The organism is Falsiruegeria litorea R37 (assembly GCF_900172225.1).
GTDB lineage: Bacteria > Pseudomonadota > Alphaproteobacteria > Rhodobacterales > Rhodobacteraceae > Falsiruegeria > Falsiruegeria litorea.
On sequence record NZ_FWFO01000002.1, the window covers coordinates 187825 to 207358 of the forward strand.

General features: G+C 58.8%; 18 protein-coding genes and 1 pseudogene. 10 read left to right on the top strand and 9 right to left on the bottom strand.

Annotated features, from left to right (window positions below; translation table 11 throughout):
* Window positions 1-21 precede the first annotated feature (21 nt).
* Entirely contained in the window at window positions 22-561 is a 540-nt protein-coding gene (locus TRL7639_RS14485) for an adenine phosphoribosyltransferase (RefSeq protein ID WP_085796582.1), read from the bottom strand.
* A gap of 334 nt (window positions 562-895) precedes the next feature.
* Between TRL7639_RS14485 and TRL7639_RS14490 the strand changes: the two genes are divergently transcribed.
* Complete coding sequence (locus tag TRL7639_RS14490; RefSeq protein ID WP_085796583.1) at window positions 896-1078, top strand: hypothetical protein; 183 nt, start codon at window positions 896-898, stop codon at window positions 1076-1078.
* 17 nt (window positions 1079-1095) lie between these two features.
* Here the strand turns inward: TRL7639_RS14490 and TRL7639_RS14495 are convergent.
* Together TRL7639_RS14495 and TRL7639_RS14500 are read right to left on the bottom strand one after the other, a co-directional pair.
* A pseudogene (locus tag TRL7639_RS14495) lies at window positions 1096-1726 on the bottom strand (LysE family translocator).
* A gap of 27 nt (window positions 1727-1753) precedes the next feature.
* The gene (locus tag TRL7639_RS14500; protein ID WP_165759821.1) at window positions 1754-2782 is read right to left on the bottom strand and encodes a DUF418 domain-containing protein; all 1029 of its coding nucleotides are present in this window, start codon (window positions 2780-2782) and stop codon (window positions 1754-1756) included.
* Between the two features lie 376 nt (window positions 2783-3158).
* Here TRL7639_RS14500 and TRL7639_RS14505 point away from each other — a divergent pair, with 376 nt between their 5' ends.
* A complete protein-coding gene (locus tag TRL7639_RS14505) occupies window positions 3159-3848 on the top strand; it encodes a hypothetical protein (RefSeq protein ID WP_085796584.1) in 690 nt (229 codons plus the stop codon).
* A gap of 86 nt (window positions 3849-3934) precedes the next feature.
* On the opposite strand, the gene TRL7639_RS14510 is transcribed toward TRL7639_RS14505, so the two are convergent.
* Window positions 3935-4807: an S-methyl-5'-thioadenosine phosphorylase gene (locus TRL7639_RS14510; RefSeq protein ID WP_085796585.1), complete on the bottom strand. Its 873-nt coding sequence runs from the start codon at window positions 4805-4807 to the stop codon at window positions 3935-3937.
* Between the two features lie 72 nt (window positions 4808-4879).
* The gene (locus TRL7639_RS14515) at window positions 4880-5443 is read right to left on the bottom strand and encodes an invasion associated locus B family protein (protein ID WP_085796586.1); all 564 of its coding nucleotides are present in this window, start codon (window positions 5441-5443) and stop codon (window positions 4880-4882) included.
* 175 nt (window positions 5444-5618) lie between these two features.
* On the opposite strand from TRL7639_RS14515, the gene TRL7639_RS14520 reads away from it, so the two are divergent.
* On the top strand, window positions 5619-7253 hold the full coding sequence (locus TRL7639_RS14520; RefSeq protein ID WP_085796587.1) for a SulP family inorganic anion transporter: 1635 nt from the start codon (window positions 5619-5621) through the stop codon (window positions 7251-7253).
* 42 nt (window positions 7254-7295) lie between these two features.
* Here TRL7639_RS14520 and TRL7639_RS14525 read toward each other — a convergent pair whose 3' ends face one another.
* On the bottom strand, window positions 7296-7928 hold the full coding sequence (locus TRL7639_RS14525) for a CatB-related O-acetyltransferase (protein ID WP_085796588.1): 633 nt from the start codon (window positions 7926-7928) through the stop codon (window positions 7296-7298).
* Entirely contained in the window at window positions 7928-8533 is a 606-nt protein-coding gene (locus tag TRL7639_RS14530) for a flavin reductase family protein (protein WP_085796589.1), read from the bottom strand. The genes TRL7639_RS14525 and TRL7639_RS14530 overlap by 1 nt, the downstream gene beginning before the upstream one ends.
* A 90-nt stretch (window positions 8534-8623) precedes the next feature.
* On the opposite strand from TRL7639_RS14530, the gene TRL7639_RS14535 reads away from it, so the two are divergent.
* The 4 genes from TRL7639_RS14535 to TRL7639_RS14550 all read left to right on the top strand — a co-directional run bounded on the left by TRL7639_RS14535 (window position 8624) and on the right by TRL7639_RS14550 (window position 11132).
* Window positions 8624-9112, top strand: coding sequence for a GNAT family N-acetyltransferase (locus TRL7639_RS14535; protein WP_085796590.1), 489 nt, complete (start codon window positions 8624-8626; stop codon window positions 9110-9112).
* 47 nt (window positions 9113-9159) lie between these two features.
* Window positions 9160-9918, top strand: a complete 759-nt coding sequence (locus TRL7639_RS14540; protein ID WP_085796591.1) for an EcsC family protein — start codon at window positions 9160-9162, stop codon at window positions 9916-9918.
* Window positions 9919-10033: 115 nt separating this feature from the next.
* Window positions 10034-10486, top strand: coding sequence for a DUF1178 family protein (locus TRL7639_RS14545; RefSeq protein ID WP_085796592.1), 453 nt, complete (start codon window positions 10034-10036; stop codon window positions 10484-10486).
* Window positions 10487-10490: 4 nt separating this feature from the next.
* Window positions 10491-11132, top strand: coding sequence for an SDR family NAD(P)-dependent oxidoreductase (locus TRL7639_RS14550; RefSeq protein WP_085796593.1), 642 nt, complete (start codon window positions 10491-10493; stop codon window positions 11130-11132).
* Here the strand turns inward: TRL7639_RS14550 and TRL7639_RS14555 are convergent.
* On the bottom strand, window positions 11126-11488 hold the full coding sequence (locus TRL7639_RS14555) for a hypothetical protein (protein ID WP_085796594.1): 363 nt from the start codon (window positions 11486-11488) through the stop codon (window positions 11126-11128). The genes TRL7639_RS14550 and TRL7639_RS14555 overlap by 7 nt on opposite strands.
* A gap of 184 nt (window positions 11489-11672) precedes the next feature.
* Here TRL7639_RS14555 and TRL7639_RS14560 point away from each other — a divergent pair, with 184 nt between their 5' ends.
* From TRL7639_RS14560 to zwf, 3 genes are all read left to right on the top strand, one after another.
* Window positions 11673-12911, top strand: a complete 1239-nt coding sequence (locus tag TRL7639_RS14560; RefSeq protein ID WP_085796595.1) for an aspartate kinase — start codon at window positions 11673-11675, stop codon at window positions 12909-12911.
* Between the two features lie 45 nt (window positions 12912-12956).
* On the top strand, window positions 12957-15200 hold the full coding sequence (gene ptsP / locus TRL7639_RS14565; RefSeq protein WP_085796596.1) for a phosphoenolpyruvate--protein phosphotransferase: 2244 nt from the start codon (window positions 12957-12959) through the stop codon (window positions 15198-15200).
* A gap of 746 nt (window positions 15201-15946) precedes the next feature.
* A complete protein-coding gene (zwf, locus tag TRL7639_RS14570) occupies window positions 15947-17401 on the top strand; it encodes a glucose-6-phosphate dehydrogenase (RefSeq protein WP_085796597.1) in 1455 nt (484 codons plus the stop codon).
* Window positions 17402-17586: 185 nt separating this feature from the next.
* Here the strand turns inward: zwf and TRL7639_RS14575 are convergent, their stop codons facing one another.
* Window positions 17587-19443, bottom strand: a complete 1857-nt coding sequence (locus tag TRL7639_RS14575; protein ID WP_085796598.1) for an ABC transporter ATP-binding protein — start codon at window positions 19441-19443, stop codon at window positions 17587-17589.
* Window positions 19444-19534 lie beyond the last annotated feature (91 nt).

Sequence of the window (19534 nt, forward strand, 5' to 3'; positions counted from 1 at the left end):
ATCTTGTGATCGTATCAGGGCTTATTCGCCCTCAAACGCGCACAGGACGTGCACATCCATGCCCATCTCTTCCAACCGTTTGCGGCCGCCCAGATCAGGCAAATCGACGATGAAAGAGCACGACACGATCTCGCCCCCAAGACGTTCGATCAGTTTGATGCCCGCCCCGGCGGTGCCGCCGGTGGCAAGCAAGTCATCGACAACCAGGATCTTTTCACCTGGCTGGATGGCGTCATCGTGGATCTCGACGATGGCTTCGCCGTACTCCAGTTTGTAGTCTTGGCTGATCGTGGTGCCGGGCAGCTTGCCCTTTTTGCGGATCGGGACAAAACCGACGCTCAGCTGGTGCGCAATCGCCCCGCCCAGGATGAAGCCGCGCGCCTCGAGCCCGACGACCTTGTCGATCCGTTCCCCAGCATAGGGGTGCAGCATCTGGTCAATGGCCATGCGAAACCCGCGCGGGTCGGCAAAGAGCGTGGTCACGTCGCGGAACATGATCCCTTCGTGGGGGAAATCCACAATGGTGCGGATGTAATCTTGGACGGATGTTTTCTTTGGCATGGTAGCCCCCGTTCAACTAAGTCGAACGGGGTTTGGCCGATGTCGGCACAGCTTGCAAGGGACAAGAGGTCACGATCAGGGGCGTTTCACCCAGACTGCCCTATTTCTTGCCCTTCTTGCTCGCGTACGAACGGTAGAGGGCAGAGGGCAACCACAGAAGATGCGGTTTACGCCAGTCGCGACGGTCCTGGACAAGTAGAGATGAGGCGGCCAATAGGTTCATTTGCTTTCTGCTCTTTTCTGTTGTTACTGTCTGGTAATATGGATTTGCTATCCATTGTATATACAACGTATATCAAAATGAATCAAGCGACGCACTGGGTGCGGATGGGGCGTGGGTATCGTGGCAAAGAAAGACAGCAAGTCGTCTGGCAAGAAGAATGCGCAACTTGTTCTGCGATTGGACAAGTCCGAGCGCGACGCTTTTGTTGATCTCTGCAAAGAGCTGGACACAAGCGCCGCACGCGAAATCCGCCGGTTCATCCGGGGGTTTCTAAAGGAAAACGTCCAAGATTGAGCCTTAAGGTCAGGACCCTAGGCCGGTCGGCGCAGGAAGGCCGTGGCCAGCCCCATTCCCATCAGCGTGACGCCTCCCATGCGGGTCAGACCAGTGATCACCGACGGGCGGTCGATCCACTGGCGCAGCTTGTCGGCCAGCAACGCATAGGCCAACGCGTTGAAACCTGCGAGCCCAACAAACGTTGCGATCAGAATTGTGAATTGCGGCAGCAATGGCTCGGCCGGGCGAAGGAACTGCGGAACAAAGGCGATAAAAAAACGCAATGGATTTGGGGTTCAGCGACGTTACAGCAGCAGCATGCATAAACACGCTGCGCGGGGTGACATCCTTGCCGTTTGCGACGGTGCCCATTCCTTGCGAGGGGGCCGATCGGAGTAGTTTGAACCCCAGCCACAGCAGATAGGCCGCCCCGACCCATTTGAGCACGGTAAAGAGCGTGGCCGAGGCCAACACCAGGGCACCCAGACCCGCGAGCGAGGCTGTCATTGCGATCAGATCCCCCAACGCCACCCCCGTGGCCGAGGCCACAGCGACGGGTCGTCCTTTGGACAGGGCGTAGCTGAGCACCAGCAGAACGGTGGGGCCAGGGATCAGCAGCAGCGCGGTCGAGGCAGCAGCAAAGGCCAGCCAAAGATCAAGGGGCATGAGGGCTCTCTTGGCAGATGGTCGGAATCATCCGGTGACTTTGCGCATGATGGCTTCCAGCGGACCTCGACGGAAGAGGCGGAACCACAAAAGCGCAAAAATCGATGTGGTGGCCGCAAATCCCAGCCCAATCCATGTGATTTGCGGCGCCGTCAGCGAGCCGTCCAGCAATCCGAGCTCCTCCAGCGTGCCCATTCCGATCAGGATGTGCGCCACGTAGAGTGTCAGCGTCTGTTTGCCTGGAGCGGTTAGAACAGGCGACACGCGCAACCGGTCCAAGGCGGGCATAAGCTTGAGCGTTAAACCGATGATCGCACAGGCCGTGCCGGTACCAGCCATGATGTAGAACGGGCCTGGCGGAATGGACTCGGTTCCCAGCAAAGCTTGCAGATCCGGGTCTTGGGTCAGAAATTGCGGGACAAGCGCAAAGAGCGCGGCGGCAAGCCCCCACAGGATCAACCGATGTTGCGTGCAGCGGGCCCCAAGGTCACTGCGCCCAAGTGCCATTCCGATCAACAGGAACGCAGCCCAGGGCAGTACAGGGTGCCAGCCATTGAAAATGGCGTTGCGCAGGAAACCCGGCACGGTCCACAGGTCCGTGTAGATCAAAGCATCCCAATCCCAGCCTGTATCGTATTCGATGACGCCATGAACGAGCACGGACGCGGCGACCACACCGATTGCTCCAATCCACAGGGTGCGACTGCCGCTGCTCAAAAAAGGGACCGCGACCAGAAAATAGAGGGCATAGAAATGCAGAATGTCGGCGTCGAAGATCGTCATGTTCACAACGCCTATGACAAACAGAAACGCTGCTCGTCTGATCATGAGCCCTGGCGTCGGCTTGCCCAGTGTGACACCGATCCCGGCAAGAACGACAAACAGCGCGGCTGCGCGTCCTTCGAGGCTGTCGATCATCACGCTGGCCCAGTCGGTTCCGGGCGCGACCGCGGCCGCGATGCGAAAGTTCACCAGAACCATGCCGCAGAAGGCCAGAAAACGAGCCGCGTCCAAACCGTGCAGACGGGGCACGCCTTTGGTTTCAATTTTGGTCATGACTACCTCGAACGATTGTCGCAAAAATCATCCAACTCACCAATGTCGTGAGTTTCCAATCCGTTTCGACATTGTATGGGGGCGTCTGGGTTTCAACCCATGCAAGGTCGGTGGTGTTCCACGCGTGGCGTTCTTGCCTCATGCCGACCTTGAGGGGCCTGCGCCGCCCGGTGGACGTCCGGCCGCGCCAGCGGATTCGGAGTTTTCGCGATTTTGTGCTAAGGTGGCCGCATTGATTTGTTGGAGTTATTGCTATGAAACTATTTGCAGCGGCCCTTTTGGGCCTTTTCGTCGTTCTGCCCACAGCCTCACATGCATGCCCCGAAGGATACTATGACTGCGGCGGTAACTTGTGTTGTCCAAAGTGAGGCGCGCCATGTCACGTAATCTGTTGTTGATTGCTGCGGTTGGTCTGATCGTCATTTTCGCGGTCTCGCGAAAAAGCGTTCTGGATGCAGACCAATTGGATCTCAGGTACCATTTCAAATTGGTTGATGCGGCCCATGTAAATGAACCCAAACCGGGCGATGCGTTCGCCTATCACGGTCCGTCGGGTACTTTCGCCGACAATGCGATCTGCAGCCTTTATGGCGAGCAGTTCGTATCCCATCCCAACGCGGTGAACCTGACCGTTTTCAACTATCTTGGGGAAAGCGTGAACTGGGCCATAGGGCGGAGCGAGACAGTCTCACAACAAAGCCTGTGGGATTGGTTCCATTTCGACGAGCACATTTATTCCATCTCGCTCAACAAGATCTTTCGCCAGACCGCCGCGCGCGAAAACATGCGCGAATCCTGCCAGGACAACGTGTTCGAAAAAGCCACAGAGGATGGCTATTTCGTCTTCATCGTTGAAACGGTTTATCTGGATCGTGATGTGTCAGGGCTCGAACGATATGTGAAATTCAACCCAAGACCGATCGTAACAGCCGACTGCGCCGCACATTGCGGTGAAGGTGTCTCGCTTGAAACGCTCTTGGATGTGGGCTGGCTGACCAAGCAGAAAAAGAACTGGAACATCGTGCAGGTCTTTGGCGCCAATCAGCCAAGTGGGGAAGACGCGTAACCTGAAGACGCGTGAAATCGGGTCATCCTCCCGGGACCCGAGGCCTCCCGCCGGTTTTCATGATCGGCGGGAGCGCTGTTTTTGGCTTACAGAATGCGACCGGCAACCGCGTCAAGCTTGGCCAGCAGCGCAGGATCGCGTTTCTCAGGGGCGGTCAGGATCGCATATTCCAGCGCCCGGTCGCAGCCATGGGGGCAAGGATCGCGATCTGCCCCCAAAAGGGCGGGCAACCCTTTGACCAGATTGCGGCCCTTTTCGGCGTTGCCTGTCAGGGTGGCGATGATGGCGGTCACGTCCACCTCGCCATGATCGGGGTGCCAGCTGTCATAGTCGGTGACCATGGCGACAGAGGCGTAGCAAAGCTCGGCTTCGCGGGCGAGTTTGGCTTCGGGCATGTTGGTCATGCCGATGACATCCGCGCCCCAGTGTTCGCGGTACATCTTGGATTCCGCCAATGTCGAAAACTGCGGGCCTTCCATCGCCAGATAGGTGCCACCGCGATGCACGTTGATGTCAGCAGCCTTGGCTGCGGTTTCGCAAGCATCGCTCAGGCGCGGGCAGGTGGGGTGGGCGACACTGACATGCGCCACGCATCCGGTGCCAAAAAAGCTTTTGTCGCGCGCAAAGGTGCGGTCGATGAACTGATCGACGATCACAAAATCTCCCGGTGCCATTGCTTCGCGGAACGACCCGCAGGCGCTAACGCTGATCACATCCGTCACGCCCAACCGCTTGAGCGCGTCGATGTTGGCGCGATAGGGAACGTCGGTGGGTGAATGCACGTGGCCCCGCCCGTGGCGCGGCAGGAATGCCATGTCGACCCCGTCCAGGGATCCGGTAAGAATCTGATCCGAGGGGGAGCCCCAGGGCGTGTCGACGCTGACCCATTCAGCGTCCTGCAACCCGTCGATATCATAAATGCCCGAGCCGCCGATGACGGCGATTTTTGTTTTGCTCACGGGTTCTATCCCCCTGTTGGATTGAGTGTTTCGCAAGTTGTGAGGGCTGAGGCCATGTTTGGCAAGGGTGGGCTATTCTTCAACGGACAAAAGGCCGCGCGCCTCGGATTGCTGCTGAAAATCCCGCCAAGCCTGACCGAAACCGGACAAGGACCAACTCAGATCCTGTGGTTGTCCATGACGGTCGCGAAAGGTGAAACGGAACGCCTCACCATCCTGCATGCTGGAAATGAGCACATCGGCGTCATCGCCGGTGAAGGTGCAGCTCAACCCCGTCAGGCAGCCGGGAAACCGGGTGCGCCAGATGTCGCCCTGCATCGTCTCGATCCGGAACCCGTCGGGTGAAAACAACGTTCCCGGCTCCATCCCGAAGTCGACCTTGTAACCCTCCACCTCAGGCGTGATGAACAGGAACTGTGCCGCAAACTTGGGGCGCGGGGAAAAGACATCGACCCTGCGCAGATAGCATCGCTGCACCAGTGTGCCCTGTTCCTCGCGCTCGTCACACATGGAATTCCAGATGTCGTGGATTTCGTGATGCGTCACGCGCCAGTTGCCCGGAGTGTCATTGCCCTGCAGGTCCTGAGCCCACGCTGCCCAAGGGAGCAGCACAAGTATCATCCAAAGCCATCTCATGCCTCAGGGATGACGGTGGTGTGGCATTCTCGCAAGTCACGTTGGCGAGAGGGGTGGTTTTTCACCTCAGGTATGTTAAGGGCTGCGCGACGTCTCTTGCCGGGCTCGCAGGGTTTTCCAGCGGTTTTCGGCGAAAACGCGCCATAGTCGCGAACAAACCCCGTAGGATCCCGCCATGCCCCGAGCCCTTTTGGCCTCATTCGCCAGCCGTCTAGACTATCCCGATCTGCGTTGGATGCCCGACGAAGGCTTCAGCATTGGCCGCATCCGGATTGAACTGCTGTCCGGCCTGACCGTTGCCCTGGCCTTGGTGCCCGAGGCGGTGGCTTTTGCCTTTGTTGCTGGCGTTCACCCGTTGGTCGGCCTTTACGCGGCCTTTTTGGTTGGTCTGATCACCGCGCTGATCGGTGGTCGCCCCGGCATGATCTCGGGCGCGACTGGGGCTTTGGCCGTGGTCATGGTGGCGTTGGTGGCGCAGCACGGCGTTGAGTACCTGTTTGCGACCGTTGTTTTGATGGGGATATTGCAAGTCATTGCGGGCGTGATGCAGTGGGGCAAGTTCATCCGCCTGGTGCCGCATCCGGTGATGCTGGGCTTTGTGAACGGTCTGGCGATCGTGATTTTTCTGGCCCAGATGGGCCAGTTCAAAGTGCCCGGCACGATGGAAAACACCGGCCACGGCATGTCGGGTGGCGAATGGCTGTCCGGCACACCGCTCTACATGATGCTGGGGCTGGTGGCGCTGACCATGGCAATCATCTGGGTCATGCCGCGCATCACCCGTGTGATCCCGGCGCCTCTGGCAGGCATTGCCGTGGTCGCCGGTCTTGTCATCGCGATGGGTCTGGATGTTCCGCGCGTGGGCGATCTGGCCTCGATCAAGGGCGGTTTGCCGAGCTTCCACATCCCGATGGTTCCGCTGAATTGGGAAACTTTTGAAATCATCCTGCCCTATGCCGTGATCCTGGCCGCCATTGGCCTGATTGAATCGCTGTTGACGCTGAACCTGGTGGGTGAAATGACCGGCAAACGCGGTGGTGCCAGCCAGGAGTGTATCGCCCAAGGTGCGGCCAACGTTGTCACTGGGTTCTTCGGCGGCATGGGCGGCTGTGCGATGATCGGTCAGTCGATGATCAACGTGAAATCCGGCGGACGGACCCGTGTTGCAGGGATCGCTGCGGCCTTGTTCCTGTTGCTCTTCATCCTCGTCGGCTCACCCCTGATTGAACAGATCCCGCTGGCCGCGTTGGTCGGTGTGATGTTCATGGTGGTGATCGGGACCTTTGCCTGGAACTCGTTCAAGATCATGCGCAAGGTGCCCCTGATGGACGCCTTTGTCATCGTGCTGGTGACGGTTGTGACCGTGATGGAAGACCTCGCCGTCGCCGTTGTGGTTGGTGTCATTGTCTCAGCTCTGGCCTATGCCTGGAACAATGCCAAACGCATTCACGCTGAGACCCGCGAGTCGCACACCGAAGAGGGCGCCAAGGTTTACGAAATCAACGGCCCGCTGTTCTTTGGGTCGGCCGATGGATTTGGTGAACTGTTCACTGTAAGCGAAGACCCCGACACCGTGATCGTGGACTTCGCCAACAGTCGCGTCGTGGACCAATCGGCGCTGCAAGCGATTGAGGCGGTGGCTCTGAAATACGAAGAAGCGGGCAAAAAGATCATGCTGCGCCATCTGACCCGCGACTGTCACCAACTGCTGACCAAAGCCGGTCACCTGATGGTCGACAGTGACGACGACCCCGATTACGCGCTGGCCGTTGATTACTCGGTCCGCACTGGTGTCTTGGGCGGGCACTGATCCAAATCACAAGCGGGCGGCCAAGCGGTCGCCCGACTTGTTTCAAATCCGCTTGAGTGCGTCGACATCTCCACTCAGCAAGGCAGATTCGGCTTGCGCGATCTGCTCTGCGGGCCAGTCCCACCATCCCGTATCCAGCAGCGCCGCGATCGTGTTTGCATCGAACCGGGATTTGACGACCGTGCCCGGATTGCCGGTCACAACGCCGTAGTCCGGCACGTTTCCACGCACCACTGCACCTGCGCCGATGATGGCCCCGGTTCCGATCTGGGCGCCCGGCAGGATCAGGGCGCCGTAGCCGATCCAGACGTCATGGCCAATCATCGTGTCACGCGTGTCGGGCTGATAGCTGCCCATCTGCGCCGGGTCGAACACCGGGAATGGGAAACAGGTCAGGCTGTCCATCGCGTGGTTGGCCGAGCTGGTGATGAAGCGCACCCCATGGGCAATCTGACAGAACTTGCCGATGCGAAGTGCCTCGGTCGAGGTTGCAAACAGATAGGGCGCAAGGTGGCTGGCCCAATCCTGGGGCGGGTCGAAATCCGACGCGTAGGTGTAGTCGCCCACCTGAAACCGCGGATGATCAATCACGCGGTTCAGGAACACGGTTCCCTTGTGTTCGCTGCCATCGGGCAGCGTCACTGGATACCGTCGTGTGGCGTCGGGCATGGGCATCAATCGTCGGGTCGTTGCAGCGAGAACAGCTCGCGCACTACGGAATAATCGCGGTACCCCAATCGGGCCAGTGGCCGATAGGTTGTCACGTCAAAGATCCCATCGCGCAGGCAATCATCGCGCAAATGAATACCGGTAACTTCGCCGAACGCCACGCGGTTCGATTCCCCCGGCAAGGTCACGATCTTGGTCAACTTGCATTCCAGCGCTGCTGGTGCCCCTTCGACGCGGGCGCAATTGATGGTCTCGCATTCGACCGCCGTCAGGCCCGCATGGGCAAACTCGTCCACCCCTTTGTCCAGGGTGGCAGAGCTGGCGTTCATCGCGTCGCGGGCGGCAAATTCGACCACGTTGACGCAGAACTCACCCGTCTCTTCGATATTGGCCATGCTGTCCTTGGTGTTGTCCTGATCCTCTTTCGCCCCGGTCGAGGCGAACATGACCTGCGGCGGGAAATAGGCCACGCCGTTGAAAAACGAATAGGGCGCCAGGTTGTTCACACCATTGCCATCGCGTGAGGAAATCCACCCGATCGGGCGCGGGGTGATGATGGCGTTGAACGGGTTGTGGGGCAGGCCGTGGCCGTCCTCGGGGCGGTAGAACATGCAAATCTCTCCAAGTGTTTGCCCTAGGGGTAGCGAAGTGGTAGGGCGATTGCCACCCGTGGAAAGAGTTGGGTAAAGGGCAAGACGCAGTTGATCGAGGTCAAACCGGAAACGGCCAACGATTGGTGGGAGGTCGAGGCGCTTTTTGACCTGTGCTTTGCGCCGGGGCGCGAGGCGCTGTCGTCTTACCGGTTGCGTGACGACGTAGAGCCGGTGAAAGAGTTTTCTCTGGTTGCGCGCGATGAGCTGGGCATTCTGGCCGGCGCCATCCGCTTTTGGCCGGTACATGTGGGCGATCATGATAGTCTGCTGCTTGGCCCTGTGGCCGTGCACCCGACCCACCAAGGTGAGGGGTTGGGCGGTTTCCTGATCCAAGAGGGGTTGGAGGCCGCCGCGAAACACGGTTGGCATCGATGCATGCTGGTGGGCGATGCGCCCTATTACAACCGGTTCGGATTTGAGCGTCTTGACGGTGTGAACATGCCGCCGCCCACGAACCCAGACCGCGTGTTGGGCTATGCGCTGCAAGAGGGTGCCTGGACCGATATCACAGGCGATGTGTCCCGCTGGACTGCTTGAAATTCCATACTTCTCTTCCAATGTTGAAGGGAGCTGAAGGGAGCCTCATGCACGACATCATAACCCGCCCGCTGCTGGATACGGACACGGAACTGGATCGGATCGCCAAGCATTACCGCTCGGCCGGGGGGGCGGGTGTGCAGATGCTCAACGCCTTGGGGGGCAAGGCCGAAGGTCTGCTGGACCAACTGCCTGCCAATGTTCGCGATGGTTTGACCGGGGCCACGGAACGCGCGCTGCGTCTGTCTGTGCAGGCCGCCCAAGGCTCGCGCCGGGCCGTGCCGGATCAGAACGAATGGGTCAATGCTGCGGTCACCACCGCCATGGGGGCGGCTGGCGGATTTGGTGGCTTGCCCGGCGCTTTGGTCGAATTGCCTGCGACGACCACAATGCTGCTGCGCGCCATTCAGGGCGTCGCGGCGGGGACTGGCTTTGACCCGGCAACCGAAAGCGTCCAGTTCGATTGCGTTCGTGTGTTTTCTGCCGCTGGACCGTTGGATTTCGACGATGGTGCCGATCTGGGGTTCCTGTCGGCGCGCATGACGTTGACCGGCGGGGCGATGCAGAAACTGATCGCCACTGTCGCGCCCAAACTGGCAACGGCATTGGGACAGAAACTGGCGGCGCAAACTGTGCCAATTCTGGGCGCGGTTGCTGGGGCTGGCACGAACTTTGCCTACACGCGCTATTACCAGCAAATCGCCCACGTCCAATTTGGCCTGCGCCGCTTGGCCGTGGATGCAGACCTGCCGCAGGACGAATTGGTTTTGCGTTTACGCTCTAGAATGTCGGATCAAATAAGCTAGAGTGAATGTGACGGGGTTTAGCGGCTTTCCTGTTGTGATCTTGGGGCTTTACGTCCGGGCTTGATCTTGGGGCCGGTGTGGATATCTATTCGCGAACCTAAGTGATGAGCCGACAATGATTCAGTATGCGTTGAAATGCAGCAAAGACCACAGCTTTGACAGCTGGTTCCAGTCCGCCGAAGCTTATGACAAGCTGGCGGCTGCGGGCATGGTGTCCTGTGTGGTCTGTGGCGATGCGCAGGTCGAAAAGGCGATCATGACGCCGCGCGTGCGGCCCGCTCGTTCCGCCGTGGCAACGCCGCCCGCACCCGAGGCCGCTCCGGCGCCAAAGCTCAGCGAACCAACCTCTGACATGGAAAAAGCCCTGGCCGAGGCGCGCAAGCAGATCGAAGAGAACTCGGACTATGTCGGCAAGGATTTCGTGTCCGAGGCGCGTGCCATGCACGAAGGAGAAGCGCCGGAACGGTCGATCTATGGTGAGGCGAACCTGGAAGACGCCAAATCCCTGATTGATGATGGTGTGCCGGTCACACCGCTTCCTTTCATGCCTAACAGAAAGACAAACTGATCCCATGCATATCCTGATCACGGGCGCCAATCGCGGTATCGGCAAGGAAATCAGCAACAGATACCGAGCAGCAGGCCATACGGTGACCGGAACAGCACGGGACGGCTCTGAATCAGTGACGTTGGATGTCACCGATCCCGGACAGCACCGCGCGATGGCCGAGCAGATGTCGGGCAAACCTGTGGACCTGCTGATCTGCAATGCAGGCGTCTATCTGGACAAGGGGCAGGAGCCGGACGGCTACCCGGCCGAGATGTGGGCGCAAACCTTTGCAGCCAATGTTACCGGCGTCTTCTTGACCGTGCAGGCGATGATGCCGAACCTGGAGATGGCCGAGGGCGCGCGCATTGCCATCATCTCGTCGCAGATGGCGTCTCACACTCACGCTCCGGGGGGCAGTTATATCTATCGCGCCTCCAAGGCTGCTGTTTTGAACCTGGGCCGCAACTTGTCCGCTGACCTGAAGCCAAAGGGCATCGCGGTCGGCATCTATCATCCCGGCTGGGTGCGAACGGACATGGGGGGCGATGCTGGCGACATTTCAGTCGATGAAGCCGCCGATGGTCTGCTCGCCCGATTTGCCGAGCTTGATATGGACGCCACCGGCTGCTTTAAAACCTGGGACGGTCGCGATCACGCCTATTGAGGTTGCACGGCGTCTGCCGGAACCTCAAAAACCTCGCCCGGCTCGATGAAGATCCGCATGATCCCACCCTGCACCTCGTGGCTGATCGGCGTGGGAGAGCTGGAGGATGTGGGTTTGCCGTCTTCGAAATAGATACGCCGAACATCGCCGCCGGGGATCTGAACAGCCAACGTGACGCCTCCGCCCTCTTTGCGGCGCAATTCGGCATGGCAGTTCTGCAGGGCCGCGCCGGGGGCCGCGCAAGGCACAGTGCCTAAGGCGTTGTTGTTCCCATCGGTGCCGGAAACGGTAGCCTGCTGCGCAAACGCGGCAGAGGCTGTGATGGTCAAAGCAAGGGCTGCGGGAAGCAAACGCATGGAATTTCCTGTGAGATCAGTGATTTTGTTTCAAACTGGCACCGCAAATCGGGGCTGTAAAGCGGTTGCGACATTAAAGCGACGCAGATGACGCTAACATTGGGACCTCGCCACTTGCGATTGAGGACCCCCTCGCATATGAGGCGTGGAACCAATAATCCAAGGCGCGGAGACTTCTGACCCCATGCCCGTACTCGTTATGAAATTCGGTGGCACCTCGGTTGCCAACCTAGATCGCATCCGCCGCGTGGCCAAGCGCATCGGTGTCGAAGTGGCCAAGGGCTATGACGTCATCGTCATCGTGTCGGCCATGTCGGGCAAGACCAACGAGTTGGTGGGCTGGGTGAATGAAACCTCGCCGCTCTATGATGCGCGCGAATACGACGCGGTTGTATCCTCGGGTGAAAATGTGACTGCCGGTTTGATGGCGCTGACCCTGCAGGAAATGGACGTCCCCGCGCGCAGCTGGCAGGGCTGGCAAGTGCCGCTGATGACCACATCGGCCCACGGTCAGGCCCGGATCGAAGAGATCCCGACCAAGAACATCAACGAGAAATTCGGCGAGGGTATGCGCGTTGCCGTGGTCGCGGGATTCCAGGGCATCAGTCCCGAGGGTCGGATCACCACCCTGGGCCGGGGCGGTTCGGACACGACTGCGGTGGCCTTTGCCGCGGCGTTCGAGGCCGAGCGCTGTGACATCTACACCGACGTTGACGGCGTCTATACCACCGACCCGCGCATCTGCGAAAAGGCGCGCAAGCTGGACAAGATCTCGTTCGAGGAAATGCTCGAACTGGCCTCGCTGGGGGCCAAGGTGCTGCAAACCCGCTCGGTCGAGCTGGCGATGCGCTACAAGGTAAAACTGCGTGTTCTCAGCAGCTTTGAAGAACAATCCGACGAGGCCGGAACCCTGGTCTGCGATGAGGAGGATATCATGGAATCCAATGTTGTGGCCGGTGTGGCCTATTCCCGCGACGAAGCCAAGATGACCGCCGTTTCGGTGGCCGACCGCCCCGGCATCGCATCCACCATCTTTACCGCGCTCAGCGACGAGGGTGTGAACGTCGACATGATCGTTCAGAACATCTCGGACGAGGGGCGCACAGACATGACCTTCTCATGCCCGACCGATCAGGTGGCGCGTGCGGAAAAAGCCCTGTTGGCGATCAAAGACAAGGGCGAGCTGAACTATCAGGAGCTGGTTGCGGACACCGACGTCTGCAAGGTCTCGGTTGTGGGCATCGGCATGCGCTCGCAGTCGGGTGTTGCGGCCAAGATGTTCAAGATCCTCTCGGATGAGGGGATCAACATCAAAGTCATTACAACCTCTGAGATTAAAATTTCCGTGCTGATCGATCGGAAATACATGGAACTTGCTGTTCAGGCGCTGCATGATGCCTTTGAACTGGAAAAAGCGGCCTGAGCGAAACGCTTTGGGCCGGTCTGAGTAAGACAAGGTACAGGCCCGATGGCGGACGGCACAGAAAGTGAATCCCGCAAGCTGCTTGGACGGCTGCGCGAAGCCCTGGCCAGCGATGACGCTGGCCAGGCGCGTCTGGACAAGATCACCCATCTGATCGCGGACAGCATGGGAACCGAGGTCTGCTCGATCTACCTGTTCCGCGATTCGGAAACGCTGGAACTATGTGCGACCGAAGGGTTGCAGCCCGAATCCGTCCACCAGACCCGTTTGCGTATGGGCGAGGGGCTGGTGGGGCGCGTTGCCAAATACTCCAAGGTCATAAACACCCCCGACGCGCCGTCGGCCAAGGGCTTCCGCTATATGCCGGAAACGGGGGAGGAGCGGTTTTCGTCCTTCCTGGGTATTCCGGTGCAGCGTTTGGGTGAAAAGCTGGGCGTTCTCGTCGTTCAGTCCCGCGATGCACGTGAATATTCAGCGGACGAGGTTTATGCCCTCGAAGTGGTTGCGATGGTCGTGGCCGAGATGACAGAATTGGGGGCCTTTGTTGGCGAAGGCGCGGCCCTGTCGCCGCTGCACCAGCAATCGGTTCTGTTGCGTGGTGGCACCGGGCAGGAGGGCGCGGCCGAGGGTCATGTCTGGCTGCATGAGCCGCGCGTCGTGGTTACCAACCCCATCGCCGACGACCCACATCGCGAGCTGGAGCGCCTGACCGAGGCCGTCGAAGAGCTGCGCGTTGGCGTCGACAAGATGCTCGAGATGTCCCAGAACGGCGACAAAGAGCAGCTGCAAGTCCTTGAGGCCTATCGCATGTTTGCCAATTCCAAAGGCTGGATGCGGCGCATGGAAGAGGACATCGCCCGCGGCCTGAGCGCAGAGGCGGCGGTGGAAAAGGAACAGTCCCAGGCGCGCGCGCGCATGGAGCAGGTAAACGACGCCTATCTGCGCGAGCGACTGGCGGATCTGGATGACCTCAGCAACCGCTTGCTGCGCATTCTGACCGGTCAAGGGCGTGACTCCGGTGTGGAGCTGCCCGCCGATCCGATCCTTGTAGCCCGCAATATCGGGCCGGGGGAGCTGCTGGAATACGGCCGCTCGCTCAAAGGTATCGTACTCGAAGAGGGCTCTGTGGGTAGCCATGCGGCCATCGTGGCTCGGGCGCTGGCGATCCCGCTGGTTGTGCATACGGCCCGGATCACGACCGAGGCGCTGAACGGTGATCACATCATGGTTGATGGCGATCAGGGTATCGTCCACCTGCGTCCTGACGACACAGTCGTGGCGGCCTTCCGCGACAAGATCGCAATGCAGGCAGACGCTCAAGAACGCTATGCATCGATCCGGGATCGCAAGACCGAGACACAGGACGGCAAAGAAATCTCGTTGGTGATGAACGCTGGGTTGATGGCCGATCTGCCGTCACTCGACAGTTCCGGCGCCGAAGGGGTGGGGCTGTTCCGGACCGAGTTGCAGTTTCTGGTGCGCAACCAGATGCCCAAGCGGTCCGAGCTTGTGTCCCTTTATAGCCGTGTTCTGGACGCTGCGCATGGTAAGCGTGTGGTGTTCCGCACGCTTGATATCGGATCGGACAAGGTACTGCCCTACATGAAGCCCACGGACGAGCCGAACCCCGCTTTGGGGTGGCGCGCGATCCGGGTTGGATTGGACAAACCAGGCGTGATGCGGATGCAGCTGCAGGCGCTGATCCGGGCTGCCAATGGGCGTCCTCTGACCATCATGTTCCCTTTTGTTGCGCAGGCCGAGGAATACCACATGGCCCGCGCTGAGGTCGACAAGACCATCGCGCGCGAAAAGCGGCTGGGGCACGTACTGCCCGAGTCGCTTGAAATTGGCGCCATGCTGGAAACACCATCCCTGGCGTTTGCACCGCAAAAGTTCTTTGACGATGTTGGATTCCTGTCCATCGGGGGCAACGACCTGAAACAATTCTTCTTTGCGGCGGACCGCGAAAACGAACGCGTGCGTCGTCGTTATGACACGCTCAATGTGAGTTTTTTGAGTTTGATCGAGCGGATCGTGGAGCGCTGCGCAATCTCAGGCACGCCGCTGAGCTTTTGTGGCGAAGATGCAGGGCGCCCGATCGAGGCGCTGTGCCTGGCCGCCATGGGAATCCGAACTTTGTCCATGCGCCCGGCTTCAATTGGCCCAGTCAAAAGCTTGCTTTTGCGGTCAAATCTGGATGATCTGCGCAAGATCATCACCGACGCCCGCCATCGCGGAGAGCAAAGCGTCCGCCCTGCTGTGATGGAATGGCTGAAACAGCAGAGCTAAACACAAGCTCTGTGGTTTTGCCATGATCCGTGAAACCCTCTGACTTCAGTTACTTGCGGCAATGTTTTGGCGTCAAGCTGAAAGCGCGCGCTCCGCGTTTCACTCGGGAAACAGTCCGCGGCCCAACTGTTCATTTTCCCTAGGTTTATCCACTGAAATTTGAGTTGGATGTGGATGGAGTTGCGTTCAAAAATTTGCTTTTTTCTGACATTTTGGGGCAAGAAATTCTTATTTTTTCCATTTTAATTTCGAAAAGGCGACAATTTGTTTTATTTACGATCTGTTTGCCACCAGGATTGTCCATAATGCGGTCACACCGATGCTTCGGGTTCACAGCCTCGGCCGACGGCCCCTTGAATGTCGTTCAGTTCGCAGCCTGAACAGATAGTCTGTCTTGGCTAAAAACCTGTTAAATCAATAGATTGTGTGATCCAGCGTAAGCTTTTCGCTTTGCGTTGTAAGGCATTGAAATGAAACAGTTGTGGATAACTTTTTATGCGGAAAACTGGTGTAAGGCATTGAGAGTAAAGCATTTATAATTCTTCGGATGTATCCTGCAAACACGTGTTGCCTGTGCTGTTGTCGCACGCGTGTGCCGAAGCTTGCGCATTTTCTGCGCTAAACTGCCGGACGGTGCTAGGGTCGTGAGGTGGGTTGCTTTTTGTTAGACAAAGCGGCAAAAGGCTCACAACATATGTTAACGCTAACATTGCTTGCTCGACAAGGCAGGCAAAAGGAGCAAGCCGATGGTTTCGCGTGTCATCCCGGTTGAACCGTTCGACCTTGTGCTGTTCGGGGCGACAGGGGACTTGGCGCATCGCAAGATTTTGCCGGGGCTCTTTCATCGTTTCGTCGTGGGGCAGATGCCGGACACGGCGCGGATCATCGGGTCTGCCCGCTCGGACATGAGTGTTGAGGAGTTTCGCGGGACCGTGCGCGCGGCCATCTTGGAGCAAGCGGGCGATGAGGTTGGACCCGAAGAGGTCCTGGCCGACTTTCTGTCGCGCATTGATTATGTACGGGTGAATGCCACCGGCGACGAGGGGTGGGACGAACTTGCAGGAAAACTCCGCGCCGACAGGGTGCGCGCCTTTTATCTGTCGGTGGCCCCGTCACTTTTTGCCGAGATTGCCGAGCGGCTACATGCGGGTGGATTGGCAACGGGCGACAGCCGGATCGTGGTTGAAAAACCCTTTGGCCGTGACTTGCAATCAGCGCAGGAATTGAATGCGGGACTGCGCGCCTGTTTTGACGAACATCAAATCTATCGTATCGATCACTATCTGGGCAAAGAGACAGTCCAGAACCTGATGGCATTGCGCTTTGCCAACTCTCTTTTTGAACCGCTGTGGAATTCGACCCATATCGACCACGTGCAGATCACCGTGGCCGAGAGCCTCGGTATCGAAGGGCGTGAGGCGTACTATGACAAATCCGGCGCCATGCGGGACATGGTGCAGAACCATCTGGTGCAACTGCTGTGCCTGACCGCGATGGAACCCCCGTCCAAGTTCACGCCAAATGCGGTGCGAGATGAAAAGGTCAAGGTGATCGAAGCCCTTGATCCGGTGCCGGATGAGGATATCGCGCGAGGCCAATACCGGGCCGAAAAGGGCGGTGATGGATATTTGGATCACGCAGGTGACCCCAGCAGTCGGACCGAAAGCTTTGTGGCCATGAAAGTGCGTGTCGCCAATTGGCGCTGGTCGGGGACACCCTTCTACTTGCGAACAGGCAAGCGTTTGCGTGCCCGAGAATCCGAGATTGCAGTGGTGTTCCGTGACCCGCCGCACACGATCTTTCCAAACGTTGGTCATTTGCGCGGCAATGTCCTGGTGATCCGTCTGCAACCGGACGAAGGGATCACATTGCGCACCACGATTAAGGATCCGGGCCCCGGGGGCCTGCGTTTGAAAGAAGTCTCACTGGATATGTCCTTTGCCGAAGCCCTTGGCGCTGACAGCCGTCCGCAGGATGCGTATGAACGTTTGGTGATGGATGTGATCCGGGGCGATCAAACCCTGTTCATGCGCGGCGATGAGGTCGAAGCTGCCTGGACTTGGGCCGACCCGATCATCCGGGCCTGGGATGAGCGAACCGATCAGCCGACGCCCTACGATACAGGCAGCTCAGGCCCCGAAGATGCCTTGATGCTGATGCACCGCGACGGGCGTCGGTGGCGTCAAGTAGGTGAGGGTTGAAATTGCCGTTTCACCCTGGGGTCCTGACCCCAGGGATTGAATGTTCGGGCGAACGCGCAATGTTGCCCTTTCAGCAGGGATGAGGGGCCGATAGAGCGGCAGAATTGAAGGCCCCTGTGACCTTGGCAGCGAACAGAGCTGCGCCTTGAAAAGTTGCTCACGCGGTAGACTGAGGTGCTGACACCTCAGGACATGAGGCGTCCGAAGACACGTCGCACCCAAGAAGTCTGACGCAGATCCTCCTTCTTTGACTGAGGTGTCAGCGCGGCCACTCCCTCGGGGTCGACCACTGTTTTGCCGTCTTGGAATTGCAGGCGGTAGAGATCGGAATAGATGCCGCCGCGTGCAAGAAGCTCTTCGTGCGTGCCTTCATCCACGACCTCGCCGCGCTCCATTACCACGATTTTGTCTGCGTTTCTGATTGTGGAAAGGCGATGTGCAATTACGATTGTCGTACGGCCGCCAGACAGCCGGTCAAGCGCTTCTTGCACCACTTTTTCGGATTGCGCATCCAATGCGCTGGTGGCCTCATCCAACAGAAGAACGGGTGTATCTCGTAGCAAAGCGCGCGCGATCACAACCCGCTGGCGTTGTCCACCAGACAGCGCCGATCCACGTGGGCCAACCAGCGTATCTAGCCCCTTGTCCAGCTTGGGCAGGAAGTCCGAGACATGGGCCGCGTCTAGCACATCCTTTAGCTGTGCATCGCTGACATCTGTCCGCCCCAGCAAGATATTCTCGCGCAGGGAATCGTCAAACAACAACGCCTCCTGTGACACCACCGAATAGAGATCGCGCAGCTTGTCGAGCGCCATATCGCGCACCTCGACATCGCCCACGCGGACCGAGCCGGATTGCGGATCAACCAGGCGCGTCAGCAAGTTGAAGATCGTTGACTTGCCAGCGCCCGAGGCCCCAACCAATGCCGTCGTCTTGCCGCTTTCAGCATGCAGGTTTAGCCCGCGCAATACTTTGGCATCGCCATAGTTCAGCTCGACGTCCTTCAACGAGATATCGGGGCGGCCCGAGGGAGCTGCAACAGGTTTTTCCGGAGACAACAGCTTGATCGGCGCATCCATCAGGTCCTTGATGCGTTCCAAAGCTGCAGCTGCGGCCTGCCATGTGCCGCTGACCGAAGCAAGTCGACGCATCGGATCAAAAGCCAGGCCGATGGCTGTGAAAAAGCTCATGAATTCACCGACGGTCTTCTCGCCCGAGATGATCTCGGATCCGCCATAGAGCAGCACGCCCATAAAGCCGACACCGGCCATCACATCGATCAGGCCCGTGATCGATGCCACACCAAAACTTGCGCGCACCTCAGAGCGGACAAAGCCGCTCATATGCCCGGTGAAACGATCGACCTGATAGGTCTCGAGGTTGTTGAGCTTGACCGGAACGATGCCGTGGAAAATCTCGTCCAATCGGGTCGACAGATCAGCCCCCAGATCACGGGCTTGGGCCGCCTTCTTGCGAACATAGCGTTGTGCTGCGGCAACTGGCAGCAGGAGAACCGGCACGCCGATCAGCATCACGGCGGTCCAAACAAAGTCCACGTTGATCGCAACACCAATGAGCACGACCAGCGATACCGCGTCTCTGCCGGCGCCGGTGATGATCACCTGCCAGACCTGATTGACGGCAAAGACGTCCATTTGAACCCGTTGGATCAGGAACCCCGGCGGGTGAGTCTGGTGGAAGGAAGTATCCTGCCGGATCAAGCGGTTGAGCAGATCCAAGCGCAGATGTGCGGCTGTTTCCTGGGAAATCCGAACCAAAAGGACTTTTTGAACAACGCCTGCGCCGCCGCGCACAGCAAAGATCACCAGAAACGCCAGGCTTACCCATTTCAGCGCACCTGTGTTGCCCTGCACAAACACGTCATCGAACATTGGCTGCATCATATAGCTGAGCACGCCGACCATACTGCCTTCGAGCAGCATGAAAATCATCGCAAACCCCAACAGCGGCAGGTGTTTGTGCAGATATCCCCGCCAGAGCCAGCCCATGAGCTCACGGCTTGATTTGTGTTTTACACTCATGGCGTTGCTTTCAGTTGGGGGAGGGGGTGTGTCGACAGGTTTTGGGTCATGACGCGCCCATTTAAGCACGTCACAGCCAAGGCGCAAGTTT